Below are 15,879 nucleotides of genomic sequence, written 5' to 3' on the forward strand. Positions count from 1 at the left end.
GTGCGCGAATTTATTCCGCGCACCCCCAGTGCCAGGTCAAACTAGCCGAGAATCAGTACCGCCACAGAGAGGTAGACAATCAGCCCAGCGGCATCCACGAACGTTGAAATAAAGGGATTGGAGAATACCGCAGGGTCGACCTTGAAGAATTTTCCGATGATCGGCATCACCCCGCCAACAGCGGCCGCAATGCTGCATAGCGCCACGAGGCTGGTGCCAATCACCAATCCGATGCTGGGTTCGAAAATGAGCCCGGCCAAGAACAGGGCGACAAGGCCAAGGCTCAATCCCAAGATCGCCCCGATACGCACCTCACGCATCAGCACCCGCCAAAAGTCGCGGCCCCGCACCTCCCCCATCGCCAGCGCACGCGTAACGGTAGTCGCCGCCTGGTTGCCGGTATTCCCGCCAATGCCCACAATCAGCGGGATGAACAAGCTGAGCACCACCATCGATTCAAGCGTCTGCTCGAAACTGGCGAGGACCTTGACGGTCAAAGTGGCACCAATCGCAAGGACCAGCAACCAGATGATCCGCGCCTTCACCAGTTGGCGCAGCGGCGTACCCAGGTACGGGCGGACGAGCGGTTCCGGCTCGGGATCGTTCGCAGTGCGTCGCTCCTCGGCATCCTCCAGGATCCCGAGCGCCATGGGCAAGGTCAGCACGCCCAGCAGGCGGTCTTCCCGATCAAGTACCGGGAGCACCCCTGCCTTCCGCCCCACGGCCAATCGTGCTGCGCTTTCCTCCGGCTCGCAGGCTTGGACGCTGGGGCCAGGGGTGCACAATTCTGCGACCGTCATCGTGCCCGGTTCGACGAGCAGCTCGCTGAGCGTGATGGTGCCAAGCAGCCTGCGTTCATCATCGATCACCAAGATGTGCTGCGCGTCCTTGCAATGCGCGAAACGCTTGCTGATGCGTGCCAGGGATTCTGCCACGGTTAGCTGCGGATGGGTGGCGATGAAGTCCGGGGACATCGCCCTGCCGGCGCTTGCTTCGGGATAGCCCAGCAGGGCTCCGATGTCTTGGCGTTTGGCCTTCGATGCACCTGCCAGCAGTTTCGTTGCCACGATGGCTGGCAACTCATCGAGCAGTGCTGCCCGTTGTGCGGCGGAGAGCTGGGAGAAGGCATCGACCACTGCTTCTGACTGCAGCGCCCGAATCAGTTCGGCTTGCACCTCAGCGTCGAGGTCCTTGAAGAGAAGCAGGGCGGCCTGCTTGTCGAGCAGGCGGTAGGCCAAGGCTGCTTCGGTGGCATCCAGCGCTTCAAGGTGCTCGATAGCCTCAGCGGTATGCAGCTCCCCCAGCAGCCGTGCTGCTTGCTGGAATTCGCCGTGGTTGAGGTGGGAGCACAAGGAGCGCGAAATAGTAGATAAGTCTACCTTTTCTGGAGAAATCATGATGTGGGTCCAAATGGTTCATTTGGCGCAGGAATACAAGCCTGCCAGCAAATTCTCACCGCTGGAGCACCCCGTGAAGACAGGGAGATAAATCAGTCAGTATTTGCGTGCAGGTTTCTGCGCCCGTGACATGTGCAGGTGTCACGAACTCATGGGACTCCCATGGCAGGATGCAGCCCTATTCGGCAGCTTCGGCTATGAGCGCCCAGGTGAGTTCGTGGGCATAGATCGACTTGAACTGTCGTCCACGACGCTCACCTCCTCGAAATCGGTTTGCGCTCACGCGCATCGGGCCTTGACCAAGTTCTATCAGCAATGGCTGGGAAATGCCCGCTTTGGGGATCGATATCACGTTTAAATGGTCCAGGAGGCCTGCGGTGCAGGCCTCCTGGACTTGGTTCTCGCGGTGCTATGAAATCAGCATTCCACCACGTTCACGGCCAAGCCGCCCATGGCAGTTTCCTTGTACTTGTCGCTCATGTCCTTGCCGGTTTCGCGCATGGTGATGATGACTTCGTCCAAGGTGACGTGGTGTTCGCCGTCGCCCATCAGTGCCATCTTCGCCGCATTCACTGCCTTCGAAGCAGCAATGGCGTTGCGTTCGATGCATGGGATCTGGACCAAGCCGCCGATTGGATCGCAGGTCAGTCCCAGGTTGTGTTCCATTGCGATTTCCGCGGCGTTCTCCACTTGGGCTGGGGTGCCGCCAAGGATTTCGGCCAGGCCACCGGCGGCCATCGAGGAGGCCGAACCGACTTCGCCCTGGCAGCCGACTTCCGCTCCGGAAATCGATGCCTGTTCCTTGTACAGCACGCCGACGGCGCCTGCAGTGAGCAGGAAGCGTACGACTGCGTCGTGCTTTTCATCCTCGTTCCAGTACTTCGCGCCTGGCGCGTAGTGGGTGGCGTAGAACAGCACTGCCGGGATGATGCCGGCGGCGCCGTTGGTGGGGGCGGTGACAACCCGTCCGCCGGAGGCGTTCTCCTCATTGACTGCCAGCGCGACGAGGTTGATCCATTCCTGCCAGTAGACCGGATCGCGGTCCTTATCTTCCTTGCGCAGGCGTTCATGCCATTCCGGGGCGCGACGGCGGACTTTCAGGCCGCCGGGCAGCACGCCGGTGCGTTCCAGCGCGGAGTCCTTGCAGCCTTCCATCACTTCGTAGATGTGGATGAGTCCTGATCGGATTTCCTCGCGGGTGCGATAGGTTTCCTCGTTGGCCATCATGATCTCGGCAATGGACAAGCCGGTTTCCTTCACATGCTCCAGCAGTGCGGCTGCTGTCGTGAACGGGTAGGGCTGCTTGTTCAGCTTCTCCTCGAGGTTCTTCTCGATGCGGTCTTCGGCGCCTTCGCGCACGATGAAGCCGCCACCGACGGAGAAGAAGGTCTCGTTGACGATTTCATTGCCTTCGGCATCCAGGGCAATGAACTTTACCCCGTTGGTGTGGCGCGGCAGCACGGTCAGCGGGTGCTGGATCATGTCCTCGACCTTGTAGTCCAGGTCCTTGCGCTGGCCCAGCTGTTCGGCCAAGCGCAGCACGCCGGTGGCTTCCATGTCTGCCAGGCGCTCATCGACCTGTGCTGGCAGCACCGTTTCAGGTTCGAAGCCTTCGAGCCCGAGCATGATGGCGGTGAAGGTACCGTGGCCGCGGCCGGTAGCGGCCAGGGATCCATAGACGTCCACACGGATATTTTCCAGTGCGTCCAGTTGGCCTTCTCGGATTACTTGGGCAATGAATGCGTGCGCTGCACGCATTGGTCCCACGGTATGGCTGGAAGATGGTCCGATGCCAACCGAGAAAAGATCGAATACGCTAACCGCCATGCGGGTCACATCCTTAGAACTTGGGTAATCCGAGAGCTTGGGCTCCGGATCTATGAAGTGTGGTTCCAAACTCCCCCCGGGCCGCCGCAGGTATCGCCGCGGCTGGTGGAACTTTGGATGGTGAGAGACTGCGGGCCCGGAAAGCGCCTAATTCCACCTTCCGGGCCCGCATCTTCACTAGCTTGCTGCTACTCGGAAACCTTTGGCAGGTCCGGGTACAGTGGGTGGGCTTCAGCCAACGCCAGAACACGTTCCTTCAGCTCTGGCAGTGCAGCCGTATTGCCGTCGGCACCAGCGATCAAGGTCTGCGCAATAATCTCCGCAACCTCAGCAAACGCAGCCTCGGAGAAACCACGCGTCGCCAACGCCGGAGTACCAATACGCAAGCCCGAAGTCACCATCGGCGGACGCGGATCAAACGGAACCGAATTACGATTCACCGTGATCTCCACCTGCGCCAGCAAATCCTCAGCCTGCTGGCCATCCAACTCGCTGTCACGCAGATCCACCAGCACCAGATGCACATCGGTGCCACCAGTCAGCACGCTGATGCCCTTGGCAACAACGTCTTCCCGGGTCAAACGCTCAGCCAAGATCTTCGACCCAGCCAAGGTACGTTCCTGGCGCTCCTTGAACTCCGGCGACCCAGCAATCTTGAACGCCACAGCCTTGCCCGCAATCACATGCTCCAACGGACCACCCTGCTGGCCAGGGAACACCGCAGAATTCAGCTTCTTCGCGATCTCCGCATCATTCGACAGAATGATGCCGCCACGCGGACCAGCCAACGTCTTGTGCGTCGTGGAGGTCACCACGTGGGCATGCGGCACCGGCGACGGGTGCAACCCGGCGGCCACCAGGCCAGCGAAGTGCGCCATATCCACGAACAGGTACGCGCCAACCTTGTCGGCAATCTCGCGGAAACGCTTGAAATCCAGCTGGCGAGGGTACGCCGACCAGCCGGCAACAATCATCTTCGGCTGGTGCTCAACGGCAAGGCGCTCCACCTCATCCATGTCCACCTGGTACGTTTCCTCATCCACGCCGTAAGGCACGATGTTGAACAAGCGGCCCGAGAAGTTCAGCTTCATGCCGTGGGTCAAATGCCCACCGTGGTTCAGGTTCAGCCCGAGGACGGTATCGCCCGGACGCACCAGCGCGTGGTACACCGAGGCATTAGCCTGCGCACCGGAATGCGGCTGCACGTTCGCGAACTTCGCCCCGAACAACTCCTTGAGGCGCTCAATCGCCAACGTCTCGATGACGTCGACTTCCTCGCAGCCGCCGTAGTAGCGGCGGCCCGGATAGCCCTCGGCGTACTTGTTGGTCAGCACCGAACCCTGCGCCTGCATAATGGCCTGCGCGGTGTGGTTCTCCGAGGCGATCATTTCCAGGCCGCGCTGCTGGCGAGCCAGCTCAGCGTCAATACGCTGCGCCACCTCCGGGTCCAGCGATGCCAGCGACTGGGTCAGCGAGCTCGAGGCAACGGTTTCAAAGGTTTGGTTGCTCATTACTCGACGTTTCCACCGTTCGCGCTTGCGTAATCTGCTGCCGAGAGCAGCGGTCCTTCTTCGGTGACCTCAACGGTGAACAGCCAGCCGGCACCGTATGGATCCTCGTTCAGGATCGCCGGGTTGTCCACGGCTTCCTGGTTGACCTCAACGATGGTGCCGGTCACTGGCGAGTACAGGTCGGAGACCGACTTGGTGGACTCGACCTCGCCGCAGGTCTCGCCTGCGGTCACGGTGTCGCCAACCTCTGGCAGGTCGACGTAGACCACGTCGCCCAGGGCGTCAGCGGCAACCTGGGTGATGCCGATCTTTGCTGGGGACGATGCATCGATCCACTCGTGCTCAGCCGAGTAGCGCAATGACGAAAGAACTTTACTCACGGTATTTCCTCTCCCAAGGGAATTAGCGGGCGCTTAGCTTAGCCCTACTGATGTTTAACGTTACTTGGCTCGGGTGTAGAACGGCAGTTCGACTACGACAAATGGCAAAGTCTTACCGCGCAGATCGACCTCCAGCTCGGTTCCGGTTGCGCTGAATTCGGCATCCATGTAGCCCAGCGCCACCGGGTAGCCCAGCGTTGGCGATGGCTGGCCGGAGGTGATTTCGCCAATGACGGTGCCGTCCTTGACGATGGAGTAGCCTCCGCGGCCGGCGCGCTTGCCCAGGCCCTTGAGGCCCACGAGCTTGCGTGGCGGGGTGGTGCCGCGCAGCGCTTCAAGTGCCTCGCGGCCCACGAAGTTCTCTTCCTTTTTAAAGGAAACCACCGGGCCGAAGCCCGCATCGAACGGGGTGCGTTCCAGGGACAGCTCGTTGCCGTACAGCGGCATGCCGGCTTCCAGGCGCAGGGAGTCGCGGGCGGCCAGGCCGCAAGGAACCAGCTCGTGGTCCTTGCCTGCCTCAACGGTCTTCTCCCAGAGGGCTGCCGCATCCTCGTTCTCGATGATCAGCTCGAAGCCGTCCTCGCCGGTGTAGCCGGTGCGGGCCAGCAGCACGTCGATGCCGCCGAGCACCAGCTTCACAGCCGCGTAATACTTCAGCTCTGCGACGGCCTGGGCGGTTGCCTCGTCGGCGGCCAGCTTGCTCACGATCGCCTCGGCGTTCGGGCCCTGGACCGCGATCAGCGACTGGCGGCCCGATGCGTCATCTACGACAACGTCGAAATCAGCGGCGCGGGCTGCCAGCTCGGCGGCGACCACCGGGGCATTGCCGGCGTTCGGCACGACGAGGAACTTCTCCTCTTCCAGGCGGTAGACGATCAGGTCGTCGATGATCTTGCCCTCGGCGTTCAGGATCAGCGAGTACTTCGCCTTGCCGACCTTCATGATGCTCAGGTTGCCTGCCAGCGCGGTGTTCAGCGCGACGCCGGCTTCCGGTCCGGTGAGGTAGACCTCGCCCATGTGGGACAGGTCGAACAGGCCGGCGGTGGAGCGCACGGCCTTGTGCTCTGCCAGTTCCGAGCCGTACTTCAGCGGCATGTCCCAGCCGCCGAAGTCGGTGAAGTTCGCGCCCAAAGCTTCATGCTGGGCGTGCAGTGCGGTGCGCTTGAGTGCTTGGGTAGTCTCAGTCATCTCTAACTCTTCCTTAGTCTTCGAAGGCTTCAGGAGCCGGGCAGGAGCAGATCAGGTTGCGGTCGCCGCCGGCGCCGTCGATGCGGCCCACGGTTGGGAAGTACTTGTCGAACTTCAGGCTGGCTACCGGGAAGGCTGCCTGCTCCACCGAGTACTTGCGGTCCCAGTTGCTGTTGACCACTGCCGAGACCGTGTGCGGAGCGTTGCGCAGCGGGGATTCCTCGATGCTGTACGCACCGGAGAGCACCTCGTCCATTTCCTGGCGGATGGTGATCATGGCTTCGATGAAGCGCTCGATCTCGGCCAGGTCCTCGGACTCGGTCGGCTCCACCATCAGGGTGCCGGCGACCGGGAAGGACAGGGTTGGCGCGTGGAAGCCGAAGTCGATCAGGCGCTTGGCCACGTCCTCGGCGGTGACCCCGGTCTTGGCGGTCAGTTCGCGCAGGTCCAGGATGCATTCGTGGGCGACCAGGTCCTGGTTGCCGGTGAACAGGATCGGGAAGTGCTCGCCCAGGCGCTTAGCGATGTAGTTCGCGTTCAGGATCGCGTGCTTGGTGGCTTCGGTCAGTCCGTCGCCGCCCATCATCGCGATGTAGGCCCAGGAGATCGGCAGCACGCCGGCCGAGCCGAAGGCGGTTGCCACGACCGGCACGCCGTCGCGCTCGGAGTAGGTGCCGGAGGCGTCGCCTGGCAGGAACGGCAGCAGGTGCTCGCCCACGCCGATCGGGCCAACGCCCGGACCGCCGCCGCCGTGCGGGATGCAGAAGGTCTTGTGCAGGTTCAGGTGCGACACGTCGCCGCCGAACTTGCCCGGCTGGGCCAGGCCCACCATGGCGTTCATGTTCGCGCCATCGATGTACACCTGGCCGCCGGCGGCGTGGACCTTGTCGCAGACCTCGCGCACGTCGGCGTCGTAGACACCGTGGGTGGATGGGTAGGTGATCATGATGGCGGCAAGGACGTCCTTGTTGGCCTCGATCTTGGCATCCAGGTCATTGGCGTCGATGGTGCCATCGGCCGCGGTCTTCACGACGACCACGCGCATGCCTGCCAGCACCGCCGAAGCGGCATTGGTGCCGTGCGCCGATGCAGGGATCAGGCACAGGTCGCGCTGGCTTTCGCCGCGCGAACGGTGGTAGTCCGAGATGGCCAGCAGGCCGGCGTACTCGCCCTGCGAGCCGGCGTTCGGCTGGATGGAGACGCCTGCGTAGCCGGTGATGGCGGTCAGGCGGCCTTCCAGGTCGGTGATCAGCTCGCGCCAGCCGGCGGTCTGCGCGGCAGGTGCGTAGGGGTGGATAGATGCGAATTCAGGCCAGGTGATGGATTCCATCTCGGCGGCCGAATTCAGCTTCATGGTGCACGAGCCCAGCGGGATCATGGTGCGGTCCAGTGCCAGGTCGCGATCCGAGAGGCGGCGCAGGTAGCGCATCATCTGGGTCTCGGAGGAGATCGAGTTGAAGATCGGGTGGGTCATGAAGTCGCTGGTGCGCACCATCGACTCGGGCAGCTCGAAGCCTTCCGGAGCCGAGAGTTCCGCACCGAAGACCTCAAGCAGGGTCTTGACCACGGCGGAGGTGGTGGTTTCGTCGGTGGAGATGCCCACCTGGGTTTTGCCCACCTTGCGCAGGTTGATGCCTGCTTCGACGGCCTTGGCGATGATGGCATCGGCGTTCTCGACGTTCACCACAACGGTGTCGAAGAAGGTATCCGAGGCCAGGGTGAAGCCGCCTGCGACCAGCGAGCTGGCGATCACGCGGGCGTGGTTGTTGGCACGGGTTGCGATCTGCTTCAGGCCGGCAGGACCGTGGTAGACGGCGTACATCGATGCGCAGATGGCCAGCAGGGCCTGCGCGGTGCAGATGTTGGAAGTGGCCTTCTCGCGGCGGATGTGCTGCTCGCGGGTCTGCAGCGCCAGGCGGTACGCGGGAACGCCAGCGTCATCGGCCGAGACGCCCACCAGGCGGCCTGGCATCGAGCGGGTCAGGCCATCGGCAACAGCCATGTAGGCTGCGTGCGGTCCGCCGAAGAACAGCGGCACGCCGAAGCGCTGGGTGTTGCCCACGGCGATGTCGGCGCCCTGCTCGCCCGGAGGGGTGATCATGGTCAGCGACAGCAGGTCCGCGATCACGGTCACCATGGCGCCGGCTTCCTTGGCGGCGGCGATGATCGACGCGTGATCGGCGATCGAGCCGTCATTGCCCGGCTGCTGCAGCACGATGCCGGAGATGTCGCCCTCGGGCAGGCCTGCGGACAGGTCGGCGACCTCGATCTCGAAGCCCAGCGCGTCGGCGCGGCCCTGCACGACCTTCAGGGTCTGCGGGAAGATGTTGGAGTCCAGGACGGTCTTGCCCTTGGCCTTCTTCTTGTTGGCGCGGCGCATCATCAGCACGGCTTCGGCTGCGGCCGAGGATTCGTCCAGCAGCGAAGCGTTGGCGATCGGCAGGCCGGTCAGGTCCATGACCATGGTCTGGAAGTTCAGCAGGGCTTCGAGGCGGCCCTGGGAGATTTCCGGCTGGTACGGGGTGTAGGCGGTGTACCAGGCAGGGTTTTCCACGATGTTGCGGCGGATTACGGCTGGGGTGATGGTGTCGTAGAAGCCCTGGCCGATCATCTGGGTCTTCATGACGTTCTTCGAGGCAAGCGCACGCAGGCGGGCCAAGGCTTCGGTTTCGCTCAGCGCATCAGGGATATCCAGTGCGGAGTCCTGGCGGATATCTGCCGGAACGGCGGTGTCGATCAGTGCTTCCAGGCTGTCGTAGCCCAGGCTCTGAAGCATGGTGGCAACGTCGGAAGGACGCGGGCCGATATGGCGGGAGACGAATTCGGTATTCGCTGGTGCCGAAGTCTGCGTGATGGTCATGGTGCGGGTATCTCCATGGGATCTGTCTTGGCGCATGCCAAAGGAAGGTCTTTTTACCTCCCCATCCCTGTTGCATAACCTGAGAGTTTTACGCATCCAGCAAACCAGGCCGGGTACTTGCACCTTCGGTGAACCGGAACGGGCCGGTTTCTTTCCAGAGTTGCCTCATGATGGCGGTACGGGTGCCTGAGAGTTTCCTGGGGAGGAATTGCTCCTACGGCGCCCGTCCATGGTGTGAACGGGACTCTCCCGCCATCCGTCTATGGCGTGTGCTGCCGGCCGGAGACCTGCAGCACACCACCATGTTACCCGCCTCGCCCCCAACGTCAAACAGGAACGGTGGCAGGAAAAGTCATAAACGCGTTCAGTTTGCGCCTGCAGTTAAACGGATGTAATCGGGATACTTCGCTGATAAGGAATCTCCCGATGAGGTGCCGGTGAGCCGTCGCTTGATCCACGGAGCCAAATGCTCCCTGGCCCAGCCCAATTCCTGCTTCAGTTTCTCGCCGCGCGAGTTCACCGCCAGATCCGGCAGCGACGGCTGCTGGATCTTCGCAGACCAGTTCTCCTTGGTGATCTGCCCGGTGCCGAGCACGTCCAGGACCTTGGAGGCCATCAGCGTGTGGCCCAGCTCGTTCATGTGCAGCCGGTCCGGCGCCCAGTAGCGCAGGTCAGAGAATTCGCGCCATCGCCAGTAGTCGGCGATCAGCGCACCGTATTCGTCCGCGATTTCGCGGACCTTCTCGTTGTAGATGGCAGTGCGCGGACGGGTCTTGGAGAACAGCGGCGAGTCCACGGTGTCGAAACCGGTGAACAGCAGCACCGTGCTTCCGGCTTCGGAAAAGCGGCGCACCATGCCGGCATAGCCGCGCATCAGCGCATCCAGGTCGGCCTTGGGCCGCAGGATGTCGTTGCCGCCGGCGTAGATGGAGACCAGATCCGGGGCCAACGCAAGGGCCTGGTCCAGCTGCTGGTTGATCACCTGGCCGATCTTCTTGCCGCGCACGGCCAGATTGGCGTATTCCCATTCTCCTTCGGCGCAGAGCACCTCGGCCACCCGGTCCGCCCAGCCGCGCACCTGGTTAGGGCGGACCGGATCCGCGTCGCCAACGCCTTCGGTGAACGAGTCACCCAGTGCCACAAACTTCTTCACTTCGCTCCTGCTTCGTTCCTTGCCCGGTGGGGCGGCTATGCGTTGTTGCCGGCAGCCTGGGCCGCCATGTTCTTCTGCATGATCAGCTGGCGCGCCAGCTGGCTGAGCTTCACCCCGGTGGAGGTCTCCTTGAGACCTTCATTGCGCGAGGGGATGAATCCGAAGCCCAGCTGGTGGGCCGGATCGGCGAAGGCCAGCGAGGAGTTCGCACCGTCATGGCCGTAGGCGAAAATCGAGCCGTAATTGTTGCGCGCGGTGGCCTTCATAAATCCCAGGGCGAAGGCCTGCAGCAGTCCATTGGTCCGGTCATGGCCGTAGACCAGTTCGGTGGATACCTGGGACCAGGTGTCGGCGGAAAGGAATCCGCGCGTGGTTCCCAGTGCCGGAACTGCACCGAAGGATGCGGCATAGATGGCGGCCAGGCCCTGGGCGTTGGCCACCGCTCCCATGGATGCCGGGCCCAGTTCGCGCACCTGCGGCGCATTGGCCAGTTCGTGCCAGTTGTAGACCGGGCCAGTTTCAAGCGCGAACCCGGAGGCCGAATTCACCGCCAGTCCGGCCGGGGAAAACGGGTCGAAGAATTCGGTGGCAGCTTCGGCAGCTGGCAGCACATCGCGGTAGCGCGATTCCAGCGCTGGGTCCTGGCCGATGTAGGCCTCGGCGCCCAGCGGCTTGCGGATGCGCTCCTCGAAGACCTCCTTGAGCTCCTTGCCGGTGACCCGGCGGACCAGTTCTTCCATGAGCACGCCCATGGTGATCGCGTGGTAGCCGACGATATTCTGCCCCAGCGGCCAGACACTGGGCATGGAAGCCAGCACCTTGGCGTACTCGGCGGAGTCCAGGAGGATCTTGCTGGGCACGCCCCCGGGAACGCCCAGCACGCCGGCCTGGTGGCTGAGCACCTCGCCGACGGTGAGCCTGGATTTCCCGTTCTCGCCGAATTCAGGCCAGTAGGTGGCCATGGGCGCATTCGGATCAATCAGGCCATCTTGCACGAGCAGTGCCACGACCAGCGCGCCCAGGCCCTTGGTACAGGAGAAAACACAGGTCAACGCGTCGCCCGAGAGGTGCTCTCCGACGGTGTGGCTGAGCACCAGTTCTCCGCGGTGGTATACGGCCAGCTGCGCCGAGTAGCCTTCTTCCTCAGCGGCACGCGCTTCCAAAGCCTGGGCCAGGGGCGCGAAATCTTCAGTGATCACCGATTGCATCTAAATCCTTAAAGTGCTTGTTCCTCAACAACCAACCCTAACCGCAGTGCTCCCATTTCCCGAAGGTTCCACATGCTGTCCACCACCCAGCATATAGGTAGGTCAGCTCACACCTTTGAAGCGATTAAGCCACTCGCCGACGTAATAATGCCGTTCGTCCCGCGATTCTGCGAGCCAGCTCAGAGCCCGGTTTGCCCACTTCATGCCCTGACCCTAAAGTTGTAACGTTTGCCTACAAATTTGAAGGAGATGATCTAGATCGCATGACTGTGAACAGTGACACGGCCGTTACCGACGGCAAAGAAACAGAACTCCACCGGGTGATTGGCCCGAAGCTGCTGCTATTCCTCATCATGGGCGATATCATCGGCGCCGGCATTTTCGCCATTACCGGCAAGGTTGCCGGCCAGGTGGGTGGAGCCGCGTGGCTGCCGTTCCTGATCGCCTTCGCGATCGCGACCCTCACCGCCTTCAGCTACCTCGAACTGGTCACCAAGTACCCGCACGCAGCAGGTGCCGCCCTGTACATCCACAAGGCGTTCGGCATCCACTTCGTGACCTTCCTGGTGGCCTTCACCGTTGCCTGCTCCGGCATTACCAGCGCCGCCACCTCGGCCACCCTGGTCGGGCGGAACCTGCTGATTGGCATCGGCCAGTTCGTCGAGGGCGTGCCCAACACGCCTGAAGCGGGCATGTGGGCGGCTATTGCGGTGATCGTCATCCTCGCGATCATCAACTTCCGCGGCGTCGGCGAGAGCGTGAAGTTCAACCTCTTCCTGACCGTCGTGTCGCTGGCCATCATGGCCGCGATCATCGGCATCGGCTTCGCCGTGATCGCTTCGGGCCACGGAGACATCTCCCGCCTGGTGGTCTTCGAGACCCCGACCGACCGCAGCGTCTTCGCCGCCGTGACCATGGGCACCGCCATTGCATTCTTCGCCATGGTGGGCTTCGAGGACTCGGTGAACCTGGTGGAGGAAACCAAGAACCCGAAGAAGGTCTTCCCGAAGATCATGCTCATCGGCCTGGGCATCTGCGCCGTGATCTACATGCTGGTGGCCGTCACCGTCATCATGGTGATCCCCACCGGTGACCTGCTGAATCCGAAGAACCCGGATGCCGGCATCCTGCTGGATGTGGTGCGCATTGGCCTGCCGAATCTGCCGGTGGACGCGATCTTCCCGTTCCTGACCGTCTTCGCGGTGGTCAACACGGCGCTGATGAACATGCTGATGGCCAGCCGCCTGCTCTACGGCATGGCCCGCCAGGGCGTGCTTCCGCAGTTCCTGGGCAAGGTGCACTCGACCCGGCGCTCCCCATGGGTTGCGATCCTGTTCAGCACCGCGCTGGCCATCGCACTGGTTGCCTACGTGAACCTGGATACCGGCAGCAGCATCGTCGGCTCGCTGGGCGGCACCACCGCACTGCTGCTGCTGTGCGTATTCGCCGTCGTGAACGTCGCCCTGCTGGTGCTGCGCCGCGACAAGCCGGAGCCCGGCGCGTTCCGCGCGCCAACGACCATCCCGATCCTCGGCGTGGTCTTCTGCCTGTTCCTTGCCGGTCCTTGGGCTCGCTCCCGCGAGGACTGGGTACAGTACGAGATTGCCGGCCTGCTGCTGGTGATCGGCATCGTGCTGTGGGCAGTCACCTGGCTGATCAACCGGATCAATTACAAGAAGGGCGTCATTGAAACCCGCCCGGGCCAGTACTGATCCCTAGTTCTTAATGCAGCGATGCCCGCCGATTGATTCGGCGGGCATTGCTGCATTAAGCGCGTTTTCTACGCCGCCTGCTCGATGGTTTCCTGGCGGAAACGAAGCTTCAGGCCGCGTTCGGTGCGTTGCCACCACGACGAGACCACTAGCACCGGGGAATCCGCGGGCTTCATGCGGTAGGCGAGCAGCACCATCTGCGCATCCACTTCGCGCGCCGCAAGCACCTGCACCGCACCGGTGCTTGGCAGTGCTGCCCCGGATTCCAGCATGGATCGGACCGTGGCCACGTCCAGCAGGCCCCCATGCCGGGTCACTTCCTGATAGCCGGGGTGCAGGAAGTCGTTCAGCTCGGCGAAGCTGGCGCGGATCTGCGGGTCGAGAAAACCCTGCTCCAGCTCATAGGCGGCGGCCGCGATGTCCATGCCGGGTTCTGGCGTGGCAGCGGTTTCTTCCGCCGGTGCTGGTGCCGCCTCCGTCTCAGCCGGAGAGCCGGACGAGGCTGATCCACCGGCAGTGTAGCCGGGTCCAGCCTCTACTGCCGTGCCCTGCTGGTGCGCGGTGGCAGCCGCGCGGGCGTGTCCGTCTGCTGCCTCGTTCAGCTCATGGCCGGCATGTCCCTTGACCCATTCAAAAGTGTATTTGCGCCCGGAAATGGCCTGATCCAGTTCCTTGAGGATGTCCTGGTTCAGTACCGGTTTGCCGTCGGCCTTCTTCCAGCCCTTTTTCTTCCACCCTGGCATCCATTTGCTGATGCAGTTGATCGCGTACTGCGAGTCGCACAGGATCTTCAGTTCTTCGTCTGGCAGGTGCTCGGTAGCCCGGAAGAGCTCGAGCACCGCCTGGAGCTCGCCCATGTTGTTGGTTCCGTGGTCCCAACCGCCAGCGGCCCAGTTGTCCTGGTCCACGTACCAGGCCCAACCTGCTGGTCCGGGATTCCCTAGGGCTGATCCATCCGCCGCTGCAATGATTGTCATGGTTTAATCCTGCCACGTTCACCGCACCGCGGAGTTCCAGGCATAGGGCCATGTCGCCAGCGAATTCCTGCAGAGCGGAACTCAGCATCCCAGCGGATCCATGCCTAGGATTGGGTTGTGAAGAAAATTATGCCTGTACTGGCCACCCTAGCCTTGGCGCTCACCGCTTGCGGCGGCCCGTCGATCGATGAGCTGCGCGAGCAGGATCCGCAGGGCCATACCGCGTGCGTGCACTTTGGCGGGGGCATGGTTGACCCCGAGGGCATGGGCGCGACGAACATGGCGAAAGCCGCTGAGCACGGGGCGAAGGCCACGACCGGAGAAATCAGCGCTGCCGTGGCCACCGATGATGCCGGCACGCCGAAGATCACCGACTTGGCAGCATTCCAGGAGGCGTGCGAAGCCCAGGGCTTCGACTTCGAATAAAGCGCAGCGGCCCGGGATCCGCTCCATGGGATGGATCTGGTCCTGGGCCGCGAGGCTGGTTCTTCCGGAGCCTAGGCAGGGTACAGCGGGTTGTGTCCTGCCTGGACGCGTTCCTCGGCACGGACTTCGCCCGGTGCCGTGCCGTTCAGGAACGGGCCGTGCTCTGCCAGTTCTTCCCGGTCCGGGGCTTCGAGCCAGTTCGCCAGATCCGGTCCCTTCGGAATGATCCCGGTCGGGTTGATGTCTTCGTGGACCACATAGTAGTGGGCCTTGATCTGCTCGAAGTCGATGGTGTCGCCAAAGCCTGGGGTTTGGAACAGATCCCGGGCGTACCCCCAGAGGTTGGGCATGTCGATGAGCTTGTTGCGATTGGCCTTGAAGTGGCCGTGGTAGACCGGGTCGAATCGCGCCAGGGTGGTGAACAACCGTACGTCGGCCTCGGTGATGTAATCGCCCATGAGGAAGCGGCGGGTGGATAGCCGTTCTTCGAGGTAGTCCAACGTGGTGAATAGCCTGTCGTAGGCGTCGTCGTAGGACTTCTGGTCCCCCGCGAACCCGGCACGGTAGACGCCGTTATTCACCTCGGTGAAAATCCGCTTGATCAGCGGCAGCATCTCATCGAGCTGGTCATGGGCAATGAGATCAGGTGCGCCTTCACGATGAAATTCCTTCCACTGCGTGGACATGTCCCAGGTGATTTGCGGGTAGTCGTTGGTGACAACCGCGCCGGTGGGGATATCGACAATGGCCGGAACGGTGATCCCGCGTGGATAATCGGCAAAGCGCTTGAAGTAGTTTTCCTGGACCCGCTCGGTGCCCAGCACCGGATCCTTGCCCTCCGGGTCCAGGTCGAAGGTCCAGCTGCGCGCATCGTGGGTGGGACCGGGCAGTCCGATGGACAGCGCGTCTTCCAGGCCCAGCAGGCGGCGGACTATCAGGGTCCGGTTGGCCCATGGGCACGCGCGGGCGGCCACCAGATGGTAGCGGCCGGCCTCCACCGGCCAGAGCTGGGCGCCTTCGGACAGCCCTGCGTCGGGATGCCCAATCTTGCTGTGGCTGTCCTTGTGCCCATAGTGCTCGGCGCTGGCATCAGCGACGATGCGGTCCTGGATGTAGTTGGTGTCCCGGGTGAATTCTCCGCCGGTGACGTAGGAGCCCTTGGTCGAGTATTCGTCGCTCATCGCATTCCCTCCAAAGAATTTTGCGGTCCCGTGCATAAACCATTCATGTCGAGACTATG

Annotated in this window: 12 protein-coding genes and 1 riboswitch; of the genes, 2 read left to right on the plus strand and 10 right to left on the minus strand. The window is 62.7% G+C overall.

Annotation, left to right across the window (positions count from 1 at the left end; all coding sequences use genetic code 11):
• Nucleotides 1–41: 41 nt before the first annotated feature.
• The 8 genes from mgtE to ATK23_RS09775 all read right to left on the minus strand — a co-directional run bounded on the left by mgtE (nt 42) and on the right by ATK23_RS09775 (nt 11,515).
• Nucleotides 42–1,397: a magnesium transporter gene (gene mgtE / locus ATK23_RS09740; RefSeq protein WP_066141239.1), complete on the minus strand. Its 1,356-nt coding sequence runs from the start codon at nt 1,395–1,397 to the stop codon at nt 42–44.
• 417 nt (nt 1,398–1,814) lie between these two features.
• The gene (locus ATK23_RS09745; protein WP_066141240.1) at nt 1,815–3,224 is read right to left on the minus strand and encodes an L-serine ammonia-lyase; all 1,410 of its coding nucleotides are present in this window, start codon (nt 3,222–3,224) and stop codon (nt 1,815–1,817) included.
• Between the two features lie 188 nt (nt 3,225–3,412).
• Nucleotides 3,413–4,735, minus strand: coding sequence for a serine hydroxymethyltransferase (gene glyA, locus ATK23_RS09750; RefSeq protein WP_066141248.1), 1,323 nt, complete (start codon nt 4,733–4,735; stop codon nt 3,413–3,415).
• Nucleotides 4,735–5,115, minus strand: coding sequence for a glycine cleavage system protein GcvH (gcvH, locus tag ATK23_RS09755; protein ID WP_038993761.1), 381 nt, complete (start codon nt 5,113–5,115; stop codon nt 4,735–4,737). The genes glyA and gcvH overlap by 1 nt, the downstream gene beginning before the upstream one ends.
• A gap of 60 nt (nt 5,116–5,175) precedes the next feature.
• A complete protein-coding gene (gene gcvT, locus ATK23_RS09760; protein ID WP_066141251.1) occupies nt 5,176–6,303 on the minus strand; it encodes a glycine cleavage system aminomethyltransferase GcvT in 1,128 nt (375 codons plus the stop codon).
• Nucleotides 6,304–6,316: 13 nt separating this feature from the next.
• On the minus strand, nt 6,317–9,163 hold the full coding sequence (gcvP, locus tag ATK23_RS09765; RefSeq protein ID WP_066141255.1) for an aminomethyl-transferring glycine dehydrogenase: 2,847 nt from the start codon (nt 9,161–9,163) through the stop codon (nt 6,317–6,319).
• 164 nt (nt 9,164–9,327) lie between these two features.
• A riboswitch (glycine riboswitch) is annotated at nt 9,328–9,425 on the minus strand.
• 102 nt (nt 9,426–9,527) lie between these two features.
• The gene (locus ATK23_RS09770; protein ID WP_245858356.1) at nt 9,528–10,316 is read right to left on the minus strand and encodes an SGNH/GDSL hydrolase family protein; all 789 of its coding nucleotides are present in this window, start codon (nt 10,314–10,316) and stop codon (nt 9,528–9,530) included.
• 35 nt (nt 10,317–10,351) lie between these two features.
• Nucleotides 10,352–11,515 carry a serine hydrolase domain-containing protein gene (locus tag ATK23_RS09775; RefSeq protein WP_157801651.1) on the minus strand — a complete coding sequence of 388 codons (1,164 nt, stop codon included), beginning with the start codon at nt 11,513–11,515 and terminating at the stop codon, nt 10,352–10,354.
• Between the two features lie 272 nt (nt 11,516–11,787).
• Here ATK23_RS09775 and ATK23_RS09780 point away from each other — a divergent pair, with 272 nt between their 5' ends.
• The gene (locus ATK23_RS09780; protein ID WP_066141261.1) at nt 11,788–13,236 is read left to right on the plus strand and encodes an APC family permease; all 1,449 of its coding nucleotides are present in this window, start codon (nt 11,788–11,790) and stop codon (nt 13,234–13,236) included.
• Between the two features lie 68 nt (nt 13,237–13,304).
• Here ATK23_RS09780 and ATK23_RS09785 read toward each other — a convergent pair whose 3' ends face one another.
• On the minus strand, nt 13,305–14,213 hold the full coding sequence (locus ATK23_RS09785) for an RNase H family protein (protein WP_066141267.1): 909 nt from the start codon (nt 14,211–14,213) through the stop codon (nt 13,305–13,307).
• 117 nt (nt 14,214–14,330) lie between these two features.
• On the opposite strand from ATK23_RS09785, the gene ATK23_RS09790 reads away from it, so the two are divergent.
• The gene (locus ATK23_RS09790; protein WP_100339262.1) at nt 14,331–14,639 is read left to right on the plus strand and encodes a hypothetical protein; all 309 of its coding nucleotides are present in this window, start codon (nt 14,331–14,333) and stop codon (nt 14,637–14,639) included.
• A 71-nt stretch (nt 14,640–14,710) separates the two neighbouring features.
• Here the strand turns inward: ATK23_RS09790 and ATK23_RS09795 are convergent, their stop codons facing one another.
• A complete protein-coding gene (locus ATK23_RS09795) occupies nt 14,711–15,820 on the minus strand; it encodes a glutathione S-transferase C-terminal domain-containing protein (RefSeq protein ID WP_083515580.1) in 1,110 nt (369 codons plus the stop codon).
• Nucleotides 15,821–15,879: the final 59 nt, after the last annotated feature.

Source organism: Glutamicibacter nicotianae, from assembly GCF_002797775.1.
Classification (GTDB): Bacteria; Actinomycetota; Actinomycetes; order Actinomycetales; family Micrococcaceae; genus Glutamicibacter; species Glutamicibacter nicotianae.